The sequence below is a fragment of the Paracoccaceae bacterium genome, from assembly GCA_019454225.1.
In the GTDB taxonomy this organism is placed as follows: Bacteria; Pseudomonadota; Alphaproteobacteria; order Rhodobacterales; family Rhodobacteraceae.
On record CP075370.1, the window covers coordinates 2,988,143 to 3,011,316 of the forward strand.

The 23,174-nt window shown below is 70.0% G+C and carries 22 protein-coding genes, 1 tRNA gene and 1 pseudogene; 12 read left to right on the forward strand and 12 right to left on the reverse strand.

The genetic code is table 11. The annotated features are described in order from the left end of the window. The first annotated feature begins 3 nt into the window (after nucleotides 1-3). Together KF887_14170 and KF887_14175 are read left to right on the forward strand one after the other, a co-directional pair. Nucleotides 4-703, forward strand: a pseudogene (locus KF887_14170) (metal-dependent hydrolase). A 108-nt stretch (nucleotides 704-811) separates the two neighbouring features. Continuing rightward, complete coding sequence (locus KF887_14175) at nucleotides 812-1,087, forward strand: hypothetical protein (protein ID QYK40558.1); 276 nt, start codon at nucleotides 812-814, stop codon at nucleotides 1,085-1,087. A gap of 5 nt (nucleotides 1,088-1,092) precedes the next feature. On the opposite strand, the gene KF887_14180 is transcribed toward KF887_14175, so the two are convergent. Further along, nucleotides 1,093-1,521 carry a nucleoside deaminase gene (locus KF887_14180; GenBank protein ID QYK43581.1) on the reverse strand — a complete coding sequence of 143 codons (429 nt, stop codon included), beginning with the start codon at nucleotides 1,519-1,521 and terminating at the stop codon, nucleotides 1,093-1,095. Between the two features lie 159 nt (nucleotides 1,522-1,680). Here KF887_14180 and KF887_14185 point away from each other — a divergent pair, with 159 nt between their 5' ends. Further along, on the forward strand, nucleotides 1,681-2,586 hold the full coding sequence (locus KF887_14185) for a pseudouridine synthase (GenBank protein QYK40559.1): 906 nt from the start codon (nucleotides 1,681-1,683) through the stop codon (nucleotides 2,584-2,586). A gap of 3 nt (nucleotides 2,587-2,589) precedes the next feature. On the opposite strand, the gene KF887_14190 is transcribed toward KF887_14185, so the two are convergent. Continuing rightward, nucleotides 2,590-3,597 carry a hypothetical protein gene (locus tag KF887_14190; GenBank protein QYK40560.1) on the reverse strand — a complete coding sequence of 336 codons (1,008 nt, stop codon included), beginning with the start codon at nucleotides 3,595-3,597 and terminating at the stop codon, nucleotides 2,590-2,592. Nucleotides 3,598-3,856: 259 nt separating this feature from the next. On the opposite strand from KF887_14190, the gene KF887_14195 reads away from it, so the two are divergent. The 7 genes from KF887_14195 (at nucleotide 3,857) to KF887_14225 (ending at nucleotide 11,387) form a co-directional block, all read left to right on the forward strand. Further along, nucleotides 3,857-4,744, forward strand: coding sequence for a 5-bromo-4-chloroindolyl phosphate hydrolysis family protein (locus KF887_14195; GenBank protein ID QYK40561.1), 888 nt, complete (start codon nucleotides 3,857-3,859; stop codon nucleotides 4,742-4,744). 104 nt (nucleotides 4,745-4,848) lie between these two features. Continuing rightward, a complete protein-coding gene (locus KF887_14200; GenBank protein QYK40562.1) occupies nucleotides 4,849-6,036 on the forward strand; it encodes a toxic anion resistance protein in 1,188 nt (395 codons plus the stop codon). 10 nt (nucleotides 6,037-6,046) lie between these two features. Beyond that, nucleotides 6,047-7,009 (forward strand): DUF2927 domain-containing protein, encoded by a 963-nt coding sequence (locus tag KF887_14205; protein ID QYK40563.1) that lies wholly within the window; start codon nucleotides 6,047-6,049, stop codon nucleotides 7,007-7,009. Nucleotides 7,010-7,034: 25 nt separating this feature from the next. Then, nucleotides 7,035-8,144: an SPFH domain-containing protein gene (locus KF887_14210; protein QYK40564.1), complete on the forward strand. Its 1,110-nt coding sequence runs from the start codon at nucleotides 7,035-7,037 to the stop codon at nucleotides 8,142-8,144. Nucleotides 8,145-8,147: 3 nt separating this feature from the next. After that, nucleotides 8,148-9,251: a primosomal protein N' (replication factor Y) - superfamily II helicase gene (locus KF887_14215; GenBank protein QYK40565.1), complete on the forward strand. Its 1,104-nt coding sequence runs from the start codon at nucleotides 8,148-8,150 to the stop codon at nucleotides 9,249-9,251. A 259-nt stretch (nucleotides 9,252-9,510) separates the two neighbouring features. Continuing rightward, the gene (gene recJ / locus KF887_14220) at nucleotides 9,511-11,250 is read left to right on the forward strand and encodes a single-stranded-DNA-specific exonuclease RecJ (GenBank protein QYK40566.1); all 1,740 of its coding nucleotides are present in this window, start codon (nucleotides 9,511-9,513) and stop codon (nucleotides 11,248-11,250) included. Between the two features lie 60 nt (nucleotides 11,251-11,310). Next, a tRNA-Arg gene (locus KF887_14225) sits at nucleotides 11,311-11,387 on the forward strand. 359 nt (nucleotides 11,388-11,746) lie between these two features. Here the strand turns inward: KF887_14225 and KF887_14230 are convergent. Continuing rightward, nucleotides 11,747-13,144: an aspartate aminotransferase family protein gene (locus KF887_14230; GenBank protein QYK40567.1), complete on the reverse strand. Its 1,398-nt coding sequence runs from the start codon at nucleotides 13,142-13,144 to the stop codon at nucleotides 11,747-11,749. Nucleotides 13,145-13,257: 113 nt separating this feature from the next. Continuing rightward, on the reverse strand, nucleotides 13,258-13,923 hold the full coding sequence (locus KF887_14235; GenBank protein QYK43582.1) for a GntR family transcriptional regulator: 666 nt from the start codon (nucleotides 13,921-13,923) through the stop codon (nucleotides 13,258-13,260). 157 nt (nucleotides 13,924-14,080) lie between these two features. On the opposite strand from KF887_14235, the gene KF887_14240 reads away from it, so the two are divergent. Both KF887_14240 and KF887_14245 read left to right on the forward strand, forming a co-directional pair. After that, a complete protein-coding gene (locus KF887_14240) occupies nucleotides 14,081-15,841 on the forward strand; it encodes an ABC transporter ATP-binding protein (protein QYK40568.1) in 1,761 nt (586 codons plus the stop codon). A 7-nt stretch (nucleotides 15,842-15,848) separates the two neighbouring features. Then, a complete protein-coding gene (locus tag KF887_14245) occupies nucleotides 15,849-16,598 on the forward strand; it encodes a folate-binding protein YgfZ (GenBank protein QYK40569.1) in 750 nt (249 codons plus the stop codon). Nucleotides 16,599-16,611: 13 nt separating this feature from the next. Here KF887_14245 and KF887_14250 read toward each other — a convergent pair whose 3' ends face one another. The 8 genes from KF887_14250 to KF887_14285 form a co-directional block, all read right to left on the reverse strand. Continuing rightward, nucleotides 16,612-18,030, reverse strand: coding sequence for an amidohydrolase (locus KF887_14250; GenBank protein ID QYK40570.1), 1,419 nt, complete (start codon nucleotides 18,028-18,030; stop codon nucleotides 16,612-16,614). Between the two features lie 85 nt (nucleotides 18,031-18,115). Further along, the gene (gene dxs / locus KF887_14255) at nucleotides 18,116-20,035 is read right to left on the reverse strand and encodes a 1-deoxy-D-xylulose-5-phosphate synthase (protein ID QYK40571.1); all 1,920 of its coding nucleotides are present in this window, start codon (nucleotides 20,033-20,035) and stop codon (nucleotides 18,116-18,118) included. 197 nt (nucleotides 20,036-20,232) lie between these two features. After that, nucleotides 20,233-20,460 carry an RC-LH1 core complex protein PufX gene (pufX, locus tag KF887_14260; GenBank protein QYK40572.1) on the reverse strand — a complete coding sequence of 76 codons (228 nt, stop codon included), beginning with the start codon at nucleotides 20,458-20,460 and terminating at the stop codon, nucleotides 20,233-20,235. A 10-nt stretch (nucleotides 20,461-20,470) separates the two neighbouring features. Beyond that, the gene (gene pufM, locus KF887_14265) at nucleotides 20,471-21,394 is read right to left on the reverse strand and encodes a photosynthetic reaction center subunit M (GenBank protein ID QYK40573.1); all 924 of its coding nucleotides are present in this window, start codon (nucleotides 21,392-21,394) and stop codon (nucleotides 20,471-20,473) included. Further along, the gene (gene pufL, locus KF887_14270) at nucleotides 21,387-22,235 is read right to left on the reverse strand and encodes a photosynthetic reaction center subunit L (GenBank protein QYK40574.1); all 849 of its coding nucleotides are present in this window, start codon (nucleotides 22,233-22,235) and stop codon (nucleotides 21,387-21,389) included. The genes pufM and pufL overlap by 8 nt, the downstream gene beginning before the upstream one ends. A gap of 161 nt (nucleotides 22,236-22,396) precedes the next feature. After that, nucleotides 22,397-22,570: a light-harvesting protein gene (locus KF887_14275; GenBank protein ID QYK40575.1), complete on the reverse strand. Its 174-nt coding sequence runs from the start codon at nucleotides 22,568-22,570 to the stop codon at nucleotides 22,397-22,399. Between the two features lie 13 nt (nucleotides 22,571-22,583). After that, nucleotides 22,584-22,733: a light-harvesting protein gene (locus KF887_14280; GenBank protein QYK40576.1), complete on the reverse strand. Its 150-nt coding sequence runs from the start codon at nucleotides 22,731-22,733 to the stop codon at nucleotides 22,584-22,586. 205 nt (nucleotides 22,734-22,938) lie between these two features. Further along, nucleotides 22,939-23,160, reverse strand: coding sequence for a protein pufQ (locus KF887_14285; protein ID QYK40577.1), 222 nt, complete (start codon nucleotides 23,158-23,160; stop codon nucleotides 22,939-22,941). Nucleotides 23,161-23,174: the final 14 nt, after the last annotated feature.

The following is a 23,174-nucleotide window of genomic DNA, read 5'->3' on the forward strand; positions in this document are numbered from 1 at the left end:
AGAATGAAAATCACCTGGCTCGGCCATTCCGGCTTCCGCATCGAGATCGAACAGGCGGTGCTGCTGATCGACCCGTGGATGACGGGCAACCCGATGTTTCCGCAAGACAAACGGGCCGAGGCCATTGGCAGCGCGACCCATGTCCTGCTGACCCACGGCCATGGCGACCACACGGGCGACGCCATCGCCATCTGCCGCGAGACCGGGGCGGTGCTGGTCGGCACCTACGATCTGGTCGGCTGGTGGTCCGCGCGAGAGGGTATCGCCGGGCTCGGCTTCAACAAGGGCGGCACGGTGGACCTGGGAGGCGCCCGGGTCCCCGCTGGTGAACGCCAGCCATTCCTCCTCGGTCGCCGGCCCCGACGGCGCCCCCGTCTATGCCGGGCACGAGGCGGGATTCATGATCGCGGGAGAAGGCGAGACGATCTACATCTCGGGCGATACCGACCTGATGGCCGACATGGAGTGGATGGCCGACTATCACCGGCCCTCCATCGGCATCCTGTCGGCGGGCGGGCACTACACGATGGACATGGACCGCGCCGCCTATGCCTGCCGCCGCTGGTTCCGCTTCCACAGCGTGATCCCCTGCCACTACCGCACCTTTCCGGCCCTGGCGCAATCGGCCGAGGCACTGGTCAAGGGCGTGCTTCCCGGCACCCGGGTGATCGAACCGCAGGTCATGGAACCGCTCGCCTTCTGACCCTCAGCAGTAGCCGTAGAGCCAGCCGTCGCCGTCGGGGTCCAGAAGGTCCGGGTCGATCAGGGGATGGGCGGCCGGGTCCACGCCAATCGCCGGAATGCGGATCCGGTGGCGCGACTGGCCCGGCCCGCGGGTCCCGTGGTCCTGCGCCTGAACAACGAGGGCGCGGAGGCCGAGACCATCCGCGCCTTCCGCGCCGTCTTCGGCGCCCGCCTGAAGGCTGTCATGGGGTCGCTGAACGACGTGGAAAAGGTGCGGGGCGCCGGGGCGCTGGCCGACCTCCACGCCTTCATGGCGGGCGAGGGTGTTCCCTTCCTGCCCTTCCATTCGGATTTCGCCACCTGGCCCGCGGCCGCCGCACATCTGCGCCGCCTGCTGCCCTGAACCCGCTACCTCCGCACCGCAAAGAAGCCGCGCAGCAGTTCGGCCGCCGGCTCGGCCCCGATGCCGTCGTAGACCTCGGGGACATGGTGGCACTGGGGATGGGCGAAGACCCGCGCCCCCGCCGCCACCCCCCCCGACCTCGGGTCGGCCGCGCCATAGTAGAGCCGCGCGATCCGCGCGGCGGAAATCGCGCCCGCGCACATCGGGCAGGGTTCCAGCGTCGCGTAGAGATCGTGCCCGACCAGCCGCTCCGACCCCGCCGCTGCGCAGGCCGCGCGGATCGCCAGCATCTCGGCATGGGCCGTGGGATCGGCCAGTTCGCGCATCCGGTTGCCCGCGCGCGCCACGACCACGCCATCGCGCACCACCACCGCGCCCACGGGCACCTCGCCCCGCGCGCCGGCCGCCCGCGCCTCGTCGAGCGCCACATCCATGAAGGTCCGGAAACCGCTCATGCCCCTGTCATGCCCGGACCCTTGCGCCGACACAATCGCCTTGCCCCTGCGGCCCGGCACAAATACCTTCGGCGTCCGGGGGCAGATCTGGCCGCCGGGGCTGCCGCGCGCCCCGTGACGCGGCCGGAAGGTCCGCCCATGTCCACCCCGCCGCCCGGCGAACGCATTGCCAAGGTCCTGTCCCGCGCCGGTGTCGCCTCGCGGCGCGAGGCCGAGCGGATGATCGCGCTTGGCGAGGTTGCGGTGAACGGACGTGTCATCGACAGCCCGGCGCTGAATGTCACGCCAGACGACCGGATCACCGTGCGCGGCGAACCCGTCGGCGCCCCCGAGCCGCCGCGCCTGTGGCTGTATCACAAGCCATCCGGGCTGGTGACGACCTCCTCGGACGAGAAGGGCCGCGCGACGATCTTCGACGCCCTGCCCGGGGATCTGCCGCGCGTCATGCCGGTCGGACGGCTGGACCTGAATTCCGAGGGGCTGCTGCTGCTGACCAACGACGGCGCGCTGAAGCGGCGGCTTGAACTGCCCTCGACCGGCTGGCTGCGCAAGTATCGCGTCCGGGTGAACGGCAACCCGACCGACGCCGATCTCGAACCGCTGCGGCGCGGGGTGACCGTCGATGGCGAGGATTTCCAGCCGATGACCGCGACGGTCGACCGGATCCAGGGGGCCAACGCCTGGCTGACCGTAGGCCTGCGCGAGGGCCGCAACCGCGAGATCCGGCGCGCGATGAACGCCATCGGGCTGACGGTGAACCGCCTGATCCGCATCGGCTATGGGCCGTTCCGGCTGGGCGAGCTGGCCGAGGGTGCGGTGGAAGAGGTGAAGGGCCGCGTGCTGCGCGACCAGCTGGGGCTGGCCGAGGCCGGGCCAAGGCCGCCGCAGGGCACCAGGGCGACCGCGCCGCAGGCGGCCAAGGGGCCGAAACCGGCGGCAAAGCCGACCAAGCCGCCGCAAACGCCCGGCGCCAGGAACGCCCCGCGCGGGGCCGGGCCGATGGCACCCGCGCGGCCCACCCGCACCGGCCCGCACGGCCGCTGACGATCAGGACGCGGTCCGCGCCCGCGCCTCGAGCGCGGTCAGCTGGTCGGGCAGGAACCGCTCGGCAAAGCCCGCGAGGAAGCACCAGACGACAAGCTTGGCGAACTCCGGCGTGGGCAGCGCGAAGTCGAGCGCCTGGCCGCTTTGGGCGGTCGTCTCGCCCAGCCGCCAGAACGGTGCCGGGACTGCGGCGGTCAGGTCGGGAAACAGGTCGCCGCCCAGCAGACCGGCCGCGATCATGTAGTAGACGATGACGGCCGCAAACCCGCCGATCATCATGCGCACGATCAGCACGCGGTGCCTGTACCCCTTGTGCAGGTCGTCCCATGTCATCGCGCCCGCATGCGTCTGGAACGCGATCAGGCGCGAGAAGAAGGCGCCGAAGAACCCGAACCACACAAGCGCCGTGACATGCCACTTGCCGATCACGTCGAACATCGTCGGCGCCAGGCCGGGCGGACCGGCTATGCCCGGCGGCAGGTGCTGGGGAAAGCGGCTGTAGATGAACCCGACGAGCAGCAGCAGCAACGCGCCGCCGAGAAGCAGGAAGCCCCACTGGCACAGCCGCATCGCCACCTCGGACCGGCAGCGCCGTTCGGACCGGCGATCGACGAAACGGCGGTGAACCTGATCGAACAGCGCAAGGACGAGCGCGCGCTGGCGATCGGCATCGCCCGCCTCTTCGGCCGCGCGGATGCGGTCGGCAAGGGCAGCGTGGCCGGGCACCCCGATCCGTTCCGCCCTTGCCAGCTGAACCACCGACATGGCCGAAAGCCGCGCGGCATCGGCATGCCCGGCCAGACGCCGCTCGATCTCGTTGGCCACGGCATAGCGGCCGTGGCGCGGGTGGGCGGGATCGTCGGCGATGGCCAGCAGTGCCGCGATTCGGGCATCCGACGCGCCGGGCATGGCGGGCTTCATCAGGTCGTAGTCGACCGCAAGGCCCGCCATCAGGGCCATCCAGGCCTCGGGCAGGGCCGTCGGCTGGTCCTCGTCGCGCGCGTCGGCCATCGGCTCCCCCCGCCATTGCGCGCAGGGCATGGCCTGCGCGTTCAGGATACCAGCATACAAGGGCTTGACGCTACGGAAAGCCGGTCCGGCACAATTGACGTGCCATTGACGCGGCACGCTGGATCGTGCGCCGGGCTTCCGCTATCGTCGCGCTGCAACGCACGCGGGGTCAGCATGTCATCGGCAGGATTGCGCACGACCGCCTGGATTCTTCTGGTCGGCCTCGTGTTCTACGTGGCCTTCCTCGGGGCGGCGTGACATGGCGCAGCGCTTTGGCGGAAAGCACAGCCCCGACGGCCGCGTCACCGGCCCCGGCGAACATGCGCAGGCGCCCGCCCCGAACCCGTTCGACGGACAGCGCCCGAGCGGCGTGGGCCTGCGCGCGAACCTGCTGTTCGCGCTGCCCTTCCTGTTCGTCTGGAAGGCCTTCACCGGCGATCCGGCAACGCTGGTCCTGTCGTTTGCCGTCTTTGCCCTGATGATGCTGTCCGCCTGGCTGACACGCGACGGCATCCGCGCGCAGGACGCCTATGACGCGCGCGCCGTCGCGCGCCGCCCCGCGATCCCCCGCAAGATATTCGGGGCCGCGCTGATGGGTGCGGGGCTGGCGACGGCAACGGTGATGGCAGGCCAGGGCCCGGTGATCGCGGCGGTGCTGGGGGCGATCGGCAGCGCGCTGCACCTTGCAGCCTTCGGCGCCGACCCGCTGCGCGACAAGGGCGCCGAGGGAATCGACCAGTTCCAGTCGGACCGCGTGGCCGGAGCCGTGGATGAGGCCGAGCGGCACCTTTCGGCGATGAAGGATGCGATCCTGCGCGCGGGCGACCGGCGGATCGAGGGCCGTGTCGACCGCTTTGCCGCCACCGCCCGCGCCATGTTCCGCGCGGTCGAGGCCGATCCGCGCGACCTTACGGCCTCGCGCAAGTACCTGGGCGTCTACCTGATGGGTGCCCGCGACGCGACCGTGAAGTTCGCCGATCTCTATGCCCGGTCGCGCGACCCGCAGGCGCGCACCGACTACGAGGCGCTGCTGGACGATCTGGAACGCAACTTCACGCAGGCGACGGCCAAGCTGCGCGAGAACGACCATACCGACCTGACGGTCGAGATCGAGGTTCTGCGCGACAGGCTGGCCCGCGAGACCTGACGCACGCCCATCCGAAAAGCGTGCTGGCAATCGGCCATCACCTGTCGCAGTCTGTGGAAAATCCCGGCGGTCTCCGCCGCCGCACAACCCGGGAGCCGCCTGTCATGACCAGTTCCGTCCGCACCGAGGCCGAGGCCGCACTGGCCGAGGTCGCCAAGGTCACCGCCGTCATCCTGCCCGAACCGGGGCGCGATCTCGTGCCGCTCGAGGCCGCGCCGGCGCCGCTTGCCGATGACATCCGCAAGCGCATGGCCGAGATCGACATGGCCAACACACAGTCGATCATCAGCTTCGGGTCCAAGGCCCAGGCCGAGCTTCAGGTCATCAGCCAGGAGATGCTGCAGGACGTGAAGAACAAGGATGTCGGCCCTGCGGGCGATTCCCTGCGCGACATCGTCACCACGATCCGGGGGTTCTCGGTCAGCGAACTGGACGTCCGGCGCAAGAAAAGCTGGTGGGAAAAGCTGACCGGAAAGGCTGCGCCCTTTGCCAATTTCGTGGCACGGTTCGAGTCGGTCCAGGGCCAGATCGACAAGATCACCGAGAACCTGCTGCGGCACGAACACACGCTGCTGAAGGATATCAAGGCGCTCGACATCCTCTATGCCAAGACACTGAGCTTCTACGACGAGCTTGCGCTCTACATCGCGGCGGGCGAGGCAAAGCTCAAGGAACTCGACGCCGAGACGATCCCGGCGAAGGAGGCCGCCGTGGCGGCGGCACCCGAGGGCGACCAGGTCAAGGTGGCGCAGGAACTGCGCGACCTGCGCGGCGCCCGTGACGATCTGGAACGTCGCGTCCACGACCTGAAGCTGACGCGGCAGGTCACCATGCAGTCGCTGCCCTCGATCCGGCTGGTGCAGGAAAACGACAAGAGCCTTGTCACCAAGATCAACTCGACCCTCGTGAACACCGTCCCGCTGTGGGAAACGCAGCTGGCGCAGGCGGTCACGATCCAGCGGTCGAAAGAGGCCGCCGAGGCGATCCGCGGCGCCAACGACCTGACGAACGAACTGCTGACCGCGAATGCCGAGAACCTGCAACAGGCCAACCGCGTGGTGCGCCAGGAGATGGAACGCGGCGTCTTCGACATCGAGGCGGTCAAGAAGGCCAACGCCACCCTGATCGCGACGATCCAGGAATCGTTGCAGATCGCCGATGAGGGCAAGGCCAAGCGCGCGGCCGCTGAACAGGATCTGCAGAAGATGGAGACGGAACTCCGCGACACGCTGGCCGCCGCACGGGCCAAGGCCACCGGCCTTGGCGCGACGGTCGGCGAAGCGGCGGGCTGACGCGACCACCATGCCCCCGTGGCCCCCTGCCCTGCCGCGCCCTGCGCCAAGGCTGATCGCGGCGGCGGGCCTGGCGGTCCTTGTCGCGGGCTGTGACATTCCCGCGACCGGCACCATCGCCCCGCCGCCCCGCGCCCCCGCTGCCGTGGCCGGGCCACCGGTGGCGTCGGCGGAAAGCCGTGCGCTGGCCGCCTATTACGCGCAGGTGCAATCCAGCCTGCTGTCGCGCGGCCTGATGCGGACCGACCAGGGCCGCACCGACGCCCCGTTCAGTGCCCGGATGCTTGCTGAAAACTTTGTCCGCGTCGCGCTTTACGACGAATACGTCCAGACCGGCGGCGGGTTCACGGCGCGCGAGACCCCCAGCATCCTGCGCCGCTGGGCGGCGCCGGTGCGCGTCAGCCTGCGTTTCGGCGACAGCGTGCCGGCAGCGCGCCAGGCGGTCGAACGCGCGCGCGTCGCCTCATACCTTGCCCGGTTGTCGCGGGTGACCGGGCACTCGATCAGGCTGGCCGACGGGGCGCCGAACTTTTTCCTCTACATCGTCGACGAGGACGAGCGCCGCGCCATGGGGCCACAGATCGCGGCGGCAATGCCGGGGCTTTCGGCGGTCGAGATCGGCGCCTTCACCGGCATGCCGCCCTCGACCTACTGCCAGGTCTCGGCCGTGTCCGACCGCAGCAGCGGCGTCTACGTACGTGCCCTGGCGGTGATCCGGGCCGAGCATCCCGACCTGATGTTCCTGTCCTGCCTGCACGAGGAAATCGCCCAGGGGCTTGGACTGCCCAACGACAGCCCGCGCGCGCGCCCGTCGATCTTCAACGACGACCAGGAATTCGCCCTGCTGACCCCGCATGACGAACTGCTGCTGCGCCTGCTCTACCACCCCTCGCTGCGTCCCGGGATGACCGAGGCCGAGGCGAGCCCGATTGTCGAATCCCTTGCCATCGCGTTTGTCGGCGGGGAGAGTTGAAGCGGCACGACCCAGGGAGACAGCGATGGTTTTCGATTTCCTGAAAGGCGAGTTTGTCGATGTCATCGCCTGGCTCGACGACACGCGCGACACCATGGTCTGGCGGTTCGAACGTCGCGGCCAGGCGATCAAGTACGGCGCAAAGCTGACGGTGCGCGAGGGCCAGGCGGCCGTCTTCGTGCATGAGGGGCAGCTGGCCGACGTCTTCGCGCCCGGGCTCTACATGCTCGAGACCAACAACATGCCGATCATGACGACGCTGCAGCACTGGGACCACGGGTTCCAGTCGCCGTTCAAGAGCGAGGTGTATTTCGTCAACACCACGCGCTTCAACGATCAGAAGTGGGGCACCAAGAACCCCATCATGTGCCGCGATCCCGAATTCGGCCCGGTGCGCATCCGTGCTTTCGGTACCTATTCGATGCGGGTTGCCGATCCGGCGAAGTTCATGAAGGAGATCGTCGGCACCGACGGCGAATTCACCACCGACGAGGTGTCGAACCAGATCCGAAACGTGATCCTCCAGCAGGTCAGCCAGGTGCTTGCGGGCTCGGGAATCCCGGTGCTGGACATGGCCGCCAACACCGGCGACCTCGGATCGATCGTCACCAAGGCGATCGCACCGAAGATCGCCGACTACGGGCTGTCGATCCCCGAATTCTACATCGAGAACATCAGCCTGCCCGAAGAGGTCGAGAAGGTGCTGGACAAGCGCACATCGGTCGGGATCGCGGGCGACCTGTCGAAATACATGCAGTTCTCGGCGGCCGAGGCACTGGGCAACCCGGCCTCTGCCGCAGGTTCGGCGATGGCCACGGGCATGGGCGCCGGAATGGGGATGCAGATGGGGGCGCAGATGGCGCAACCCGGCCCGTGGGGCGCGGCCCCTGCCGCCGCCGCGCCTCCGCCGCCGCCACCGCCGCCGCCCGCCGCGCGGCAATGGCACATCGCCGCGAACGGCGCCACGACCGGCCCCTATTCCGACGCCGACCTTGCGGCCATGGTGCAGGCGGGCACCCTGACGCGCGCCAGCGTGGTCTGGTGTGCGGGCATGGACGGATGGAAGCCCGCCGCCGACACCGAACTGTCGCGCCTGTTCTCGCACATGCCGCCACCCCCGCCACCCGGGGTCTGACCGATGGCCGACACCGTCCACCGCTGGCCCTGCGAAGCCTGCGGGTCCGACCTGCGCTTTGCCCCCGGCGCAACCGAACTCGTCTGCGCCCATTGCGGACATCGCCAACAGATACCGCAGACCGACCGGCAGGATCGGAAGCGCGCCCTTGGCGAACACGATCTGGAATCCGCGCTGCGCGATGCCCTGCCGGGCGCGGCGATGGAGCAACCGCAGACAACGCGCTGCGCCAGTTGCGGCGCGCTGGTGGAATTCAAGGGCGCGCAACACGCCACCGAATGCCCGTTCTGCGCCTCGCCCGTGGCGGTGGGCACCGGCACGCACCGGCAGATCAAGCCGCAGGCCCTGGTTCCCTTCCGGCTTTCCGAGGGGCAGGCCCGCGACGCCATGACGAAATGGCTGGGCCGCCTGTGGTTCGCACCCTCGGGCCTTGTCGAATACGCCCGCAAGGGCCGGGCGCTGGCCGGGCTCTATACCCCCTACTGGACCTTCGATGCCGCCTCGCGCAGCCGCTACCGGGGCGAGCGGGGCACCCACTACTACGAGACCCGCACCGTGACCGTGCAGGTCAACGGCAAGCCCGAGCGGCGGCAGGAACAGGTTCGCAAGACAAGGTGGCAGCCGGTATCGGGCTGGGTGACGCGCGATTTCGATGATGTTCTGGTCCTGGCCTCGACGTCGCTGCCGCAGGGCTATACCGATGCGCTGGCGCCCTGGGATCTTTCGGCGCTCGAACCCTACAGGCCCGATTTCCTGGCGGGCTTCACGGCCGAGGGTTATACCGTGCCCCTGACCGACGGCCATGCCCGCGCGCGGCAGATCATGGCGGGCGTGATTCGCGACGACGTGACGCGCGACATCGGCGGCGATGAACAGCGCATCGCCGATATCGACAGCGAATTCAGCCTTGAGACGTTCAAGCACGTGCTGCTGCCCGTGTGGATGGCCGCCTACAAGTACAACGGCAAGACCTATCGCTTCGTGGTGAACGGCCAGACCGGCAAGGTCCGGGGTGAACGGCCCTACAGCGCGTGGAAGATCGCGGTCGCGGTCGTCGTCGTCGCGGTTCTCGTCGGCGCCGCGGTCTGGCTGGGACAACAGCAATAGCCGCGTCAGGTGGTCCGGCTGAACATCCCCGCGCAGCCATGACGCGCGTCGAATGTCGGCGTTCCGGCATGGCTGGCGGCCCTGACGCCGGGCATCGCCGCGCGGACGGATGCCGCCGACGGGCAGCAACAGGGGCGGCAACGGACAGGGGGGCCCCGCCCGCCCATCCGGCCGGCCGCATCGCACCAGGACACCCTTCGCCCCCATCCGCATTGCCTCGGCCCTTGCGCCGCCGCGGCGCTTGCTGCATCCCCGGGCCATGACGGCCCGCCCCTTCCTGAATGTCGAGGCATCGCTGACCGGCCGACGCTGGGTCGGACCGGACGAGTCCACGGAACGCCAGGCCGAGGCCATTGCCCAGACGGCCCGCCTTCCCCTGTCGCTGGCCCGCATCCTCGCCCGGCAGGGCGTCGCCCCGGCGGATGCGACGGCCTATCTGGCCCCGGCCCTGCGCGACCTGCTGCCCGACCCTCTGACCCTGCGTGACATGGCGGTGGCCGCGGACCGGCTGGTCGCCGCGGTGCGGATGCAACAGCGGATCGCGATCTTTGCCGACTACGACGTGGACGGTGGCGCATCGGCCGCCGTCCTGACGCTCTGGCTGCGCGCGATGGGGCGGCAGGCGACGCTCTACATTCCCGACCGCATCGACGAGGGATATGGCCCGAACGTTCCCGCGATGCAGGCGCTTGGCCGCGCGCATGACCTGATCGTCTGCGTCGATTGCGGAACCCTGTCCCACGAGCCGATCGCGGCGGCGGCTTGCGACGTTCTGGTTTTCGACCACCATCTTGGCGGACCGACGCTGCCCCCCGCGCTGGCTGTGGTCAACCCGAACCGTCAGGACGAGACCGGCGATCTCGGACATCTCTGTGCGGCGGGGGTGGTGTTCCTCGTGCTGGTCGAGGCGAACCGCCGGCTGCGCGCCGGGGAGCACACCGGCCCGGACCTGCTGTCGCTGCTCGACCTTGTCGCGCTGGCCACGGTGGCCGACGTGGCGCCGCTGACCGGCGTGAACCGGGCCCTGGTGCGGCAGGGCCTGAAGGTGATGGCACGGCGTGAACGCCCGGGGCTGGTGGCGCTTGCCGATGTCGCGCGGATGTCCGCGGCTCCGGATGCCCATGCGCTCGGCTTCCTGATCGGGCCGCGGGTCAACGCCGGGGGGCGGATCGGCAAGGCCGATCTGGGTGCGCGCCTGCTGGCAACCGACGATCCGGCCGAGGCGGCGGCGCTGGCCGAACGGCTGGACCGGCTGAACACCGAGCGCCGCGAGATCGAGGCGGCGGTGCGTGCCAGCGCGCAGGCCCAGGCCGAGGCGCGGGGGGCAACCGGCCCGCTGGTCTGGGCGGCGGGGGAAGGCTGGCATCCCGGTGTCGTGGGGATCGTGGCCGCACGGCTGAAGGAGGCGTTCAACCGCCCTGCCGTGGTCATCGGGCTGGAGGGCGATGTCGGCAAGGGGTCGGGCCGGTCGGTGGCGGGCGTCGACCTTGGCGCCGCGATCCACCGTCTTGAGGTCGAGGGGCATCTGCTGCGGGGCGGCGGGCACCGCATGGCGGCCGGGCTGACGGTGGCGCGGGACCGTGTGGAACCGGCCATGGCCCGGCTGTCGGAACTGCTGGCGCGGCAGGGCGCGGGCACGGTGGGGCCACAGGACCTTCGGCTCGACGGGCTGATCGCCCCGGCCGCTGCGACGCCCGACCTTTATGCACAGGTCGAGGCCGCGGGACCGTTCGGCCAGGGCGCGCCCTCGCCGCGTTTTGCCGTGCCGTCGGTGACCGTGACGGCACGGCGGATGGGTGACACGCATCTGCGCCTCACCGCCCGCGACGGCGACCACCGGATCGAGGCGGTGGCCTTCGGGGTGACGGACGGGCCGCTTGGCGCGCTGCTTTCGGCACCGCCGCAGGCGCGGTTCCATCTGGCCGGACGGCTGGACCGGAACGACTGGGGCGGGCGGACACGCATCGAGCTGCGCCTCGACGACGCCGCACCGGCCTGACCGCACAAGGCGCGACTTATGCGTTGCGGCCGGATTCCTGCACGGCTATAGAACAGGCAGGCACCCGTAGCTCAGCTGGATAGAGTGCTGCCCTCCGAAGGCAGAGGTCACAGGTTCGAATCCTGTCGGGTGCGCCAAATCTCCACATCGTCACATGCGGCAAGGGCACCCGTCTGGTTTGCCCGTCGGCACCTTCCGTTGGCGTCTGGGGCCCTGCGCTGGACCATGGAGGTGCGGACCGGGCGGCAGGGGGAAGCGGCGTGTCGGGGCGGGGTGTCCGTCAGGGCACCGAACGGTTGGTCAACCCGCTGTTTCGGCTTTGTTTTCCGGTGCTGGCAAACGTCTGGCCCGCGTCTGGCATGCGTATGGCATCTGTCCCGACGCGCGGCGGGGCGACATGGCGTTAACCATGCGAGGGGAATCGGGGGAACCGGGTTGCGGCCTGGCCCGGCGGCTGCGGAGAGGACCGGCGAAACGATGCGCCGGTCCCCTGCCCTCATGCCGCCGCGACCATCAGCCCGTCCTTCACGAGCCCGTCCAGGCATTCGTCCAGCGACCTGCGGGCGCGGTCGATCAGCATGTCGATCTCGGCGGGCGAAATCACCAGCGGGGGCGAGATGATCATGCGGTCGCCGACGTGGCGCATGATCAGGTCATTGGCGAAGCAGCGTTCGCGGCAGCGCAGGCCGACCGTGCCGGTCTCGGCGGCGAAGCGGGCGCGTTTCGCCTTGTCGGGCGTCAGCGCGATCGAGCCCATCAGGCCCACGAGTTTCGCCTCGCCCACCAGCGGGTGATCGGTCAGGGCGTTCCAGCGCTCGGCCAGATAGGGATGGGCCACGGTGCGGACATGCTCGATGATGCCCTCGTCCTGGATGATGCGCAGGTTTTCCAGCGCCACGGCGGCGGCGACGGGATGGCCCGAATAGGTGTAGCCGTGGAAGAACTCGCCCCCCGAGCCGACGACGCGGGCGACCTCGTCACAGACGACCGAGCCGCCGATGGGCTGGTAGCCCGAGGACAGGCCCTTGGCGATGGTCATGATGTGCGGCCGGATGCCGAAGGTCTGCGAGCCGAACCAGTTGCCGGTGCGGCCGAAGCCGGTGATGACCTCGTCCGCGATCAGCAGGATGCCATACTTGTCGCAGATGCGCTGGATTTCGGGCCAGTAGGTCTCGGGCGGAACGATCACGCCGCCGGCGCCCTGGATCGGTTCGCCGATGAAGGCCGCGACATTGTCGGGGCCGAGTTGCAGCAGCTTTTCCTCAAGCTGGCGGGCGCGGGCCAGGCCGAATTCGGCGGGCGACATGTCGCCACCTTCGGCCCACCAGTGCGGCTGGTCGATATGGGCGATGCCGTCGATCATGCCGCCATGGGCGTGGATCGGCTTCATCCCGCCAAGGCTGCCGCCGCCCATGGTCGAGCCGTGATAGCCGTTCCAGCGCGAGATGATGATGCGGCGCCAGGGCTTGCCCATCACATCCCAGTAGCGGCGCACCAGGCGGATGTTGGTGTCATTTGCCTCGGACCCCGAGCCTGCGAAGAACACATGGTTCAGGTCGCCCGGCGCGACCTCGGCGATCTTGGCGGCCAGCGCGATGGCGGGGACATGGGTGGTCTGGAAGAAAGTGTTGTAATAGGCCAGTTCCTCCATCTGCCGGGCGGCGACCTGGGCCAGTTCGCGGCGGCCGTATCCGACATTCACGCACCACAGGCCCGCCATGCCGTCGAGGATGCGATGCCCCTCGCTGTCGGTCAGCCAGACGCCCTCGCCCCGAAGGATGACGCGGGCGCCCTTGGCGGCCAGTGCCGCCTTGTCGGTGAACGGGTGGAAGTGATGAGCCGCGTCCAGGGCCTGCAGTTCGGCGGTGGGCAGGTTGTTGGTGATCATGTTCATGGCGCGGTCCTTTGCGGTCTGGCATCGCGCGGCACCCGAGTCGGCCGCCTGCCCCTGGGCGCAGGATAGGCCGGAGGCGGCGGGGCCGCAAGGAATTTGATCAAATTATTCCGTCAGCCGCGTGCCGCAAGCACGGCGCGGACCTGGTCGACACCCTGGGCGATGTCGCGCTCGATGGCCCGGGCGAGGGCCGCGCCGTCACCCGCGCGGGCGGCCGCGAGCACCTCGGCATGGCGGTCGGGCAGTTCCAGATCTCCGTAGCGGGCACAGACGATGCGCAGCGACGGGCCGAAGCGCAGCCAGAGCGAGCGCGCGAGGTCGACCAGCACCGGGGCGCCCGCCGCCTCGTAGAGCGCGAAGTGGAAGGCCTGGTTCCCGGCCAGATAGGCCGGGATGTCGCCCGCCCGGATGGCCCGGTCGACCGTGCCGTCGGCAGCTTCGAGCCGGGCCACAAGGGCGCCATCCAGATGCGGGGCGGCCAGTTCGGCGAGGCGGGGCTCGATGGCCAGCCGGGCAAAGGCCACCTGGTCGACCAGAGCCACGGTCATCGGCGGCACCAGCACGCGGCGGTTGTCCTGCGCCATCAGGGCGCCCTCGGCCACCAGCCGCCGGATCGCCTCGCGCACCGGGGTCATGCCGGCACCGAGATCGCGGATCAGGCCCTGGATGGTGACAGGCTGGCCGGGTTCCAGATGGCCGAACAGCACCATGTCGCGCAGCCGGGCATAGGTGCGCTCGTGGTCCGGCACCTTGCGCCCGCTGGCCCCGCCGTCCTCCATCGCATCCGCCTCCTGCCGACCGTTCCGCCCCTGTCGCATCGCCGGGCGGGGGAATCAAGCGCCCCGTCCGGGCTGCAGGCTGCGGGCCGCCGCCCTGCGCGCGCACCGGCGCGGCCCGCGCCTTGCCGCGGGCCAGCCCATCCCCTACACCCCTGTCATGGCCGAACCCGACCGCCCCGTGCCCAATCCCTATGCCTCGCGCCGCCTGTTCGCGCGGCTGTGGCGCGGCTGGCTGCGGCCGCACCGCGGTATCATGGCGCTGGCCTTCGCGGTGATGGTGGTCGAGGGTTCGACGCTGGGGGCGCTGAGCTATCTGCTGAAGCCGCTGTTCGACGATGTGTTCGCCAGCGGCGGCGGCGCGATGATCTGGTGGGTGGGGGGCGGCATCCTGGGCCTGTTCCTGCTGCGCGCCGTCACCTCGATCCTGTCGAAGGTGCTGCTGACCATCGTGGCGCAGCGCACCGCGACGGCGCTGCAGGTCGATCTGCTGCGCCATCTGCTGACGCTGGATCAGGGGTTCTTCCAGACCAACCCACCCGGCGCGCTGATCGAGCGGGTGCAGGGCGACACGGCGGCGGTGCAGGGCATCTGGACCGTGTTCATCACCGGCGCGGGACGCGACGCGATCGCGCTGGTCGGGCTGATGGTCGTGGCGGTGTCGATCGATCCGGTCTGGACGGCCGCCGCGCTGGTCGGAGCGCCGCTGCTGATCCTGCCGACGCTTGCGGTGCAGCGCTACATCCGCCGCAAGACCGGCGCGATGCGCGACCACGCGCAGGCCCGCGCCACCCGGCTGGACGAGGTGTTCCATGGCATCGAGGCGGTCAAGCTGAACGGGATGGAAGGGTATCAGACCGCGCGTTTCGCGGCCACGGTCGCCCGTATCCGCCGGGCCGAGGTGCGGATGGCGGCAGGCCGGGCCACCATTCCGGCGCTGATCGACGTGGTGACGGGTGCGGGCTTTTTCCTGGTGCTGCTGCTGGCGGGCCGCCAGATCGCGGACGGAACCCGCACCATCGGCGATTTCATGGCCTTCTTTTCCGCAATGGCGCTGACCTTCCAGCCGCTGCGGCGCCTGGGCGATCTGTCGGGATTCTGGCAGGTCGCGGCGACATCGCTGGAACGGCTGTTCCGGCTGTTCGACACCGTGCCGGCCCCGCGCGCCCCCGCCACGGCACGCCTGGCCCCCGGTGCACCCGAGATCGCGTTCCGCGACGTGGCCTTTGCCTATCCGGGCACCGGCGCCACGCTGTCGGGCCTGAGCTTCACGGCCCCGGCGGGGCGGATGACGGCGCTCGTCGGCCCCTCGGGCGCCGGAAAGACGACGGTGTTTTCCCTGCTGACCGGGCTGGCGCGGCCCGCGTCGGGGCAGATCCTGATCGGCGGGCAGGATGCCGAACAGCTGGCGCTGGCGGACCTGCGGGCGGCCTTTGCGGTGGTCACGCAGAACGCGGCGCTGTTCGACGAATCGATCCGCGAGAACCTGTCGCTGGGCCGCCCGGTATCGGACGACGCGCTGCGCGCGGCGCTTGATGCGGCGCGCGTCACCGATTTTCTGCCAGCGCTGGCGCAGGGGCTGGACACTCCGGCGGGACCGCGCGGTTCGGCCCTGTCGGGCGGCCAGCGGCAGCGCGTGGCGATCGCGCGGGCGCTGCTGCGCGAGGCCCCGGTGCTGCTGCTGGACGAGGCGACATCGGCGCTGGACGCGGGCACCGAGACCGCGGTGACCGGCGCGCTGCGCGCGGCCGCCGCCGGGCGCACCACGCTGGTGATCGCGCACCGTCTGGCAACCGTGCGCGACGCGGACCATATCGTCGTGATGGATGGCGGGCGGGCCGTCGACGCGGGCACGCATGACGCGCTGCTGGCGCGCGGCGGGCTTTACGCCGAACTTTGCCGCCTGCAGTTCGCCGCCTGAACCGGGGATGACACCGATGCGCCGCCTGATCACGCTGACCGGAACGGATGCCCTGCCCTTCCTGCAGGGGCTGGTGACCAATGACGTGCTGCCGCTGGGGCGCGGCGCGGGCATCGTGCATGCCGCGCTGCTGTCGCCGCAGGGCAAGTACCTGTCGGACTTCTTCGTGGTGAACACCGGCATCGCGCTGCTGCTGGACCTGCCCGAGGGACTGGCCGACGCGACGCTGCGCCGCCTTTCGATGTATCGCCTGCGCGCCGACGTGCAGTTCGCGCCCGCCGACCTGTCGGTGACGCGCGGGCTGGGGACGGCGCCCCCCGGCGCCCTGCCCGATCCGCGCCACCCGGACCTGGGCTGGCGGCACTATGGCGCGCCGTTGCCCGAGGCGGCGGTGGACTGGGACGCGATCCGCGTCGCCCATGTCATTCCCGAGACGGGGATCGAGCTGATCCCCGATGACAGCTACATCCTGGAGATGGGGTTCGAGCGCCTGCATGGCGTCGATTTCCGCAAGGGCTGCTATGTCGGGCAGGAAGTGACGGCGCGGATGAAGCACAAGACCGAGTTGCGCAAGGGGCTCGCGCGAGTCGGGCTGCGGGGCGAGGCGGCGCCCGGCACCCCGATCCTGGCCGAGGGGAAAGAGGCGGGGATGCTGCACACCCGGTCGGGCGACCGGGCGCTGGCCTATCTGCGTTTCGACCGGGCGACGGGCCCGATGACGGCGGGCGAGGCCGAGGTCACGCGGATCCCCGACTGAGGCGGCGGGCGCCTCAGCCCTTGATCGCCCCCGGGATCGGCGGCGTCACCTCATCCGGCATCGGGCAGAGATAGGGCTGGCGGGCCAGCCGCGCGGCGTGGTCGGCCCGGGCGGCCGCCAGCAGCGCCGGGCGTTCGAACAGCGACCGCGCCGTCGCCGCCATGATGCGGGCGGCCTGCACCATGCCCTTCTTCGCGGCGGGCGTCTTGCCCTGCGCGGTCAGTTGCCAGGAATGGAACGGCGTGCCGATGGCGCAGGTCGCGACCCAGGCCTGAACCGTGGGAACCGCCCAGGACACATCGCCCACGTCGGTCGAGCCCTGCGCGCCCGGCACCGCCTGCGCCAGGGGCACGACGAAATCGGCCAGCGGCAGATCGGCATCGAGCGGCAGGCCACAGCGCCGGAAGGTATCGGCGAAATGCTCATGCGTCAGGGTGGCCCGGATCGCCCGGGCGAAGGCGCGGTCGTCCTCGTCCCAGTCGGGCGGACCGAGTGCCAGGACATGTGCCTCCATCTCGGCCTCGAGCGGGGGGCAGGGCAGCAGGTTCGACACGGCCGAGACCACCTGCGCCGCGACCGTCGTCTCGGTCATCAGCGCGGCGCCTTCGGCCACCTTGCGCACCCGCGCCACCAGCGGCAGCAGTTCCGCCGCGTCCGATGCCCGGATCAGGTGGCGCACGACCGCATGGGCCTGCACCACGTTCGGCGCCGCGCCACCGGCATCCTGGTAGGCATAGTGCAGGCGGCAGCCATCGGGCATGTGCTCGCGCAGGTAGTTCACGCCGACGCTCATCAGTTCCACGGCATCCAGCGCCGACCGGCCCAGTTCGGGGTTCGCCGCCGCATGTGCCGCCCGCCCGGTGAAGACAAAGTCGATCCGGGTGTTGGCCAGCGCGCGGGGTGCCATGACCCCGGTGTAGTCCGCCGGATGCCAGGTGATCGCCGCCGCGACATCGGCAAAACACCCCGCGCGGACCATGAAGGTCTTGGCGGCGCCGCCCTCTTCGGCCGGGCAGCCGTAATAGCGGACCCGCCCCGGCAGGCCCTGCGCCCGCAGCCAGTCGGCCACCGCCACCGCCGCCTCCATCGCCGCCGATCCCAGCAGGTTGTGGCCGCAGCCGTGCCCGAAGCCGCCCAGGGGGCGGTGTTCGGCCACGCCGGGCGCCTGCCCGAGGCCGGGCAGCGCGTCATACTCGCCAAGGATCGCGATCACCGGTCCGCCGGTGCCCCATTCGCCCATGACGGCGGTCGGAATGCCCGCCAGCCCGTCGGCGATCCGCGCGCCATGCGCCTGAAGGGCCGCGCGGTGGGCGGCGGCGCTCTGCACCTCGGTATAGGCCACTTCGGGCGTGTCGAAGACGGCATCGGCCAGCCCCTCGAACGCGCCGCGCCGGGCCTCGATCATTTCCCACAGGGGATCGCTGTTGCGCATGTCGGGCTCCTTTCACGGCGGCAGACTGCACGGTTCCGCCGCCGGGGTCCAGCACCCGCCCCATGCGCCTCCGGCAGGCGTGCGGTCAGCCGTGGACCAGATGGATGCCGGGGCGCGCCGCATCGCGGCCGATGGCCCGGGCGCAGGTCCGCGCGATGTCGGCCGCGGTCATGCCGGCCCATTCGTACATCTCGCGCGGGCTGCCCTGGTCGATGAAACGGTCCGGCAGCGTGACCGTGCGCAGCCGTACGCCCCCGTCCAGCAACCCGGTGTTCGCCATATGCTCCAGCACCTGCGCGCCAAAGCCGCCGCGCGCGCCCTGTTCCACCGTCACGAGGGCGCCGTGGTGGCGCGAAAGCTGCGCGATCAGCGCGGCATCCAGCGGCTTGGCAAAGCGCGCATCGGCCACCGTCGCGGTGATGCCCTGCTCTGCCAGGCGGTCGGCGGCGGCCAGGCATTCGGCCAGGTGCCCGCCGAAGGACAGGATGGCCACATCCGCCCCTTCGCGCATCACCCTGCCCTGCCCGATCCGCAGCGGCACGCCCCGCTCGGGCAGGTCCACCCCGACGCCCTCGCCCCGCGGATAGCGGAAGGCGATCGGCCCGGCGTCATGCTCGGCCGCCGTGGCAACCATGTGGACCAGCTCGGCCTCGTCCCCCGCGGCCATGACCACCATGTTCGGCAGGGCGGCAAGAAAGCCGATGTCGAATGCCCCGGCATGGGTGGCACCGTCCTGGCCCACCAGCCCGGCGCGGTCGATGGCAAAACGCACCGGCAGGTTCTGCAGCGCCACGTCATGCACGATCTGGTCATAGCCGCGCTGCAGGAAGGTGGAATAGATCGCGGCGAAGGGGCGCAGGCCCGATGCGGCCATGCCCGCGCAGAAGGTCACGCCGTGCTGTTCGGCGATGCCCACGTCGAACACCCGCGCCGGAAAGCGCCGCGCCATGATGTCGAGCCCGGTGCCCGAGGGCATGGCCGCCGTGATCGCCACGATGCGCGGATCGTCGGCGGCCTGCGCGGTCAGCGCGTTCCCGAACACGGTGGTGTAGGCCGGGGCGTTCGACCGGGCCTTGGCCTGGGTGCCCGAGGCGATGTCGAACCGGCCGACGCCATGATACTTGTCGGCGCTCGATTCCGCCGGGGCATAGCCCTTGCCCTTGACGGTCAGCGCGTGGATCAACACGGGGCCCGTCGCCCGCGCCCGGGCCGCGCGCAGCGTGGCCAGCAGTTCCGGCACCGAATGGCCGTCGACCGGGCCGATGTAGGTGAAGCCAAGTTCCTCGAACAGCGTGCCGCCGCCGGGCATGCCGGTGACCAGTTGCCGGGCCTTGCGCGCATGGTCGCGCAGGGGGCCGGGCAGGACCGCCTCGAACCCCGCCGCAAGGTCGCGGAAGGCCGCGCCCGGCGCGGTGGTCTGCAACCGCGTCAGGTAGCGGCTCATCGCGCCGACGGGCGGGGCGATGCTCATGTCGTTGTCGTTCAGGATCACGAACAGGCGGCGGTTCAGGTGGCCCGCGTGGTTCATCGCCTCATAGGCCATGCCCGCGGTGATCGCTCCGTCACCGATCACGGCGATGGCATCGCCCGTGGGCATGCCCATGTCGCGCCCGACGGTAAAGCCCAGCGCGGCCGAGATCGAGGTTGACGAATGCGCCGCGCCGAACGGATCGAAATCGCTTTCCGACCGTTTGGTGAAACCCGACAGGCCGCCGCCCTGGCGCAGGGTCTTCATGCGGCTGCGCCGTCCGGTCAGGATCTTGTGGGGATAGCACTGGTGGCCGACATCCCAGATCAGCTTGTCCGCCGGGGTATTGAACACCGCGTGGATGGCCACCGCCAGTTCGACCACGCCCAGCGACGAGCCGAGATGGCCGCCGGTCTCGCTGACGACGCCGATCACCTCGGCGCGGACCTCGGCGGCCAGGCGGGCCAGGTCGCCATCCGACAGGTTTCGCAGATCGGCGGGGCCGGCCACGCGGTCGAGGATGGGTGTATCGGTCATGGTGGCCTCCCGTGTCAGGAAAAAAGGTGCCGCAGGCGGGACCGCCGCGGCACCAGGTTCCTGTCGCCAACAGGAAGGGAACCGGGCTGTGGTGGCCCAGGGTCCGGACCGGCGTATGGCCCGAACATCGTGCCCGCGCGCCTTGTGCCGCGCGGGATCGCGGACCGGGGGGCGGTCGGCCCGCCCCCCGGGTCAGGTCAGGCGGCGCGCGTGTCCGCCGGGGCCTCGATCACGAAGCCGAAGGGTGAGGGTGCGGTCTTGCTTTCGGGCGGCAGCAGCAGCCCGAGCAGGTAGATCGCGTAGATCACGATCATCACCCCGAACACGAGGATCGCGGCATAGCCCGCCCCCCGCATCATCTGACCCAGAACCCAGGACCGCAGCCGGGCGGACTCGGATTCCTCGTAATACGGTTTCTCCGACATGGTTTCCCCCTTACTGCATCGGCGCGTAGCCGTGCTCCTGTGCCCAGACGTACCAGTTGTCGACGACCGTGCCGGTCAGCAGGATGCCGATCCCGCCGGTCAGCGTGGTCAGCACCGCAAACCACCAGGCCCAGCGGTGGATGCCCTCCATCGTGGCGTTGAAGCCCATGGTCCAGCGCCAGAACAGGGCGGCACGCTCGGATGCCGTGCCGCGGTCGAAGATCTGTTCCAGTTCCCGGTCGCCGCCGAAGCGGGAGACCGCGAGGATCGTCGCCCCGTGCATCGCGAACAGAAGCGCCGAACCGTAGAGGAAGGCGATCGAGAGCGCGTGGAACGGATTGTAGAACAGGTTGCCGTAGGTGAGGCTGAAGGTGTTGGTCCAGTCGAGGTGCGTGAAGATGCCGTAGGGCACCGCCTCGGACCACGACCCCATCAGCACCGGGCGGATGAGGCCCAGCACCAGGAACAGCCAGATCGCGGATGCGAAGGCATAGCAGACGTGCTTGCCCATCCCCAGCGCCTCGGCCCGGAGCCAGGTGCGGACCCACCAGGTAAGCACGCTGATCAGCAGGAAGAACGAGGCGATCAGGAAGTATCCGCCCTCGGCCAGCGGCGGGAAGCGCAGGCCGTATTCCGGCGCCGGCGGGTCGAGCGACAACCAGAACAGGTCGCGCATGAACACGGCCGGGTTGAAGCCCGCCTGATGCCAGTACCAGGCGCCGACCATCGTGAACCAGATCAGGCCGGTGGCCAGGCTGATCACCCCCATGGCGCCCAGGTAGACGGGCCCGAGCTGGGCGTTTCCGAACCAGCCCAGCAGGGTCGAGAAACCGGCGCCGCGGGTGCGGTTGTCCAGTTCCACATCCTCGACCATGCCCATCTCGGGGGCGGCCCGCACCTGCACCTGGGTGAAGATGTTCTGATAGTTAGCCATTTACGCCTCCCTCGATGCCGGCCCACCACGGCAGCTCCAGCCACCAGTCCCACCAGACGACCCATTGATCGAACCAGATGGTGCCCGAGATCACGATGCAGACCGCCGACCAGAAGGCCGCGTTCAGCGCCAGCAGCAGGCCGAGGCGGTGGATGCCCAGCGTGCCGACCGAATAGCCGATCAGGTCGCGGAAATAGGTGTCCTCGTGATCGGGGGTGCGGACTTCCTTGCCCTTCACCGGATTGGCCGCCGACAGGATCAGCGACCCGTGCAGCGCCAGCGCCAGACACGTCGTGAAGAAGAACGTGATGGCGATCATGTGGGCGGGATTGTAGTGGAAGTTGCCGTAGGTGTAGCCCGTGTTCGACACCCAATCGAGGTGCGTCCAGATGCCGTAGGGGAAGGCATATCCCCAGGCGCCCATCAGCACGGGCCGGATCACGACCAGCGTGGTATAGGCCAGGATGGCGAAGCCGAAGGCGAAGGGCACATGATAGCCCATGCCCAGCTTGCGGCAGATTTCCACCTCGCGAAGGGCCCAGCTGATGAAGGCGCCATGCGCGCAGATCGTGATGATCTGCCACAGGCCGCCCTCGCGCAGCGGGGCCGCCGCCAGCCCGTATTCGATGGGCGGCGGGTTGATCGAGATGAGCCAGGGGTTCCACGTGCCCTGCAGGCTGGCCCCGTAGAAGATCAGGATGGTTCCGAGCGCCGCGAAGAAGAACGTCGTGACGCCGAAGAAGCCGACGTAGAAAGGGCCGACCCAGAAGTCGAACAGATTCCCGCCGACCAGCGTGCCACCCGGCACGCGGTATTTTCGTTCGAAGCTGAGCAGTGCCATGCTTCCCTCTCCGCTGTCCTTGGGCCGCATCCCGATGGGACGCGGGCCCGTGCCCGGGATAAGACTTGGTGTCGCTAAGCCCCCGCCCCCGGGATTTCCCCGGAGGCAGGGGTCAGGCCCGCGGCCGGACCGTCAGGCCCGCCCGCGGCGTTGGCCCTTGGTCACTCTGCCGCGACGCGGTTGTACTTCGTCGCCGCGATGTCGAGCCAGTTGTAGCTGGGCGTCGACAGCAGGACGAGGTGGATCATCGCTGCGAGCAGGAACAGGAACACGCCCTGCGCCACGAACACACGACGGGGATCGAAGATCAGCCAGATCTTGTAGAACTTGGACATGTCTCGTTCTCCCTCAGAACCACGGACGCCAGATGAACACGGCCAGGTGAGCGACAACGGCCACGGCCGAGAACAGCCAGAGCCCGCTCATGTAGACCGAGTGCAGTTCCTGAGCCTGCTGGTCGGTAAGACCCGTGAAACTCAGGTCGGATTTATCAGCCATACTACCCTCCGGATGGTCAGACTGAGGCCGCGTTCCCCACGGCCGGGGTATGCCCGGGCGGATTGCCCGGTCTTTGCACCCGCCCCCGGGAAAGGGGCGGATCGGGACCCCCGTCACCGGGGGAGTCTTGCCCCGGGCGCGGGGCGAAGGTCGGTTCCTGCGGATGCCGCAGGCGGGCCCGGGGGGCCCGGAAAGGGTCGCGCCGTCAGACGCGGATGATCTGGGCCACGATGCCGCGCGCATCCTTCAGCGCGCGGGCCAGCGGCCCCTCGTCGGGCAGCCGCCCCTTGCGCAGCGGATAGCTGGCCCAGACGGCAAGGCTGAACGGCAGCGCGATCACGAAGACCGGCGCGAAGTAGATCGCGTATTCCACGGCCCCCGCGCGCCGGGCGCGGCCCTTGGGAATGTCGATGCTGTAATCGGTCATGGTCCCTCCCTTTC

Excerpts from the sequence above, each read along its gene's own strand:
- KF887_14180 (QYK43581.1), bottom strand. The coding sequence starts at position 1,521 with ATGGATGTGGCGCTCGACGAGGCGCGGGCGGCCGGCGCGCGGGGCGAG.
- KF887_14185 (QYK40559.1), top strand. The coding sequence starts at position 1,681 with ATGTCCACCCCGCCGCCCGGCGAACGCATTGCCAAGGTCCTGTCCCGC.
- KF887_14190 (QYK40560.1), bottom strand. The coding sequence starts at position 3,597 with ATGGCCGACGCGCGCGACGAGGACCAGCCGACGGCCCTGCCCGAGGCC.
- KF887_14195 (QYK40561.1), top strand. The coding sequence starts at position 3,857 with ATGGCGCAGCGCTTTGGCGGAAAGCACAGCCCCGACGGCCGCGTCACC.
- KF887_14200 (QYK40562.1), top strand. The coding sequence starts at position 4,849 with ATGACCAGTTCCGTCCGCACCGAGGCCGAGGCCGCACTGGCCGAGGTC.
- KF887_14205 (QYK40563.1), top strand. The coding sequence starts at position 6,047 with ATGCCCCCGTGGCCCCCTGCCCTGCCGCGCCCTGCGCCAAGGCTGATC.
- KF887_14210 (QYK40564.1), top strand. The coding sequence starts at position 7,035 with ATGGTTTTCGATTTCCTGAAAGGCGAGTTTGTCGATGTCATCGCCTGG.
- KF887_14215 (QYK40565.1), top strand. The coding sequence starts at position 8,148 with ATGGCCGACACCGTCCACCGCTGGCCCTGCGAAGCCTGCGGGTCCGAC.
- recJ (QYK40566.1), top strand. The coding sequence starts at position 9,511 with ATGACGGCCCGCCCCTTCCTGAATGTCGAGGCATCGCTGACCGGCCGA.
- KF887_14230 (QYK40567.1), bottom strand. The coding sequence starts at position 13,144 with ATGAACATGATCACCAACAACCTGCCCACCGCCGAACTGCAGGCCCTG.
- KF887_14235 (QYK43582.1), bottom strand. The coding sequence starts at position 13,923 with ATGGAGGACGGCGGGGCCAGCGGGCGCAAGGTGCCGGACCACGAGCGC.
- KF887_14240 (QYK40568.1), top strand. The coding sequence starts at position 14,081 with ATGGCCGAACCCGACCGCCCCGTGCCCAATCCCTATGCCTCGCGCCGC.
- KF887_14245 (QYK40569.1), top strand. The coding sequence starts at position 15,849 with ATGACACCGATGCGCCGCCTGATCACGCTGACCGGAACGGATGCCCTG.
- KF887_14250 (QYK40570.1), bottom strand. The coding sequence starts at position 18,030 with ATGCGCAACAGCGATCCCCTGTGGGAAATGATCGAGGCCCGGCGCGGC.
- dxs (QYK40571.1), bottom strand. The coding sequence starts at position 20,035 with ATGACCGATACACCCATCCTCGACCGCGTGGCCGGCCCCGCCGATCTG.
- pufX (QYK40572.1), bottom strand. The coding sequence starts at position 20,460 with ATGTCGGAGAAACCGTATTACGAGGAATCCGAGTCCGCCCGGCTGCGG.
- pufM (QYK40573.1), bottom strand. The coding sequence starts at position 21,394 with ATGGCTAACTATCAGAACATCTTCACCCAGGTGCAGGTGCGGGCCGCC.
- pufL (QYK40574.1), bottom strand. The coding sequence starts at position 22,235 with ATGGCACTGCTCAGCTTCGAACGAAAATACCGCGTGCCGGGTGGCACG.
- KF887_14275 (QYK40575.1), bottom strand. The coding sequence starts at position 22,570 with ATGTCCAAGTTCTACAAGATCTGGCTGATCTTCGATCCCCGTCGTGTG.
- KF887_14280 (QYK40576.1), bottom strand. The coding sequence starts at position 22,733 with ATGGCTGATAAATCCGACCTGAGTTTCACGGGTCTTACCGACCAGCAG.
- KF887_14285 (QYK40577.1), bottom strand. The coding sequence starts at position 23,160 with ATGACCGATTACAGCATCGACATTCCCAAGGGCCGCGCCCGGCGCGCG.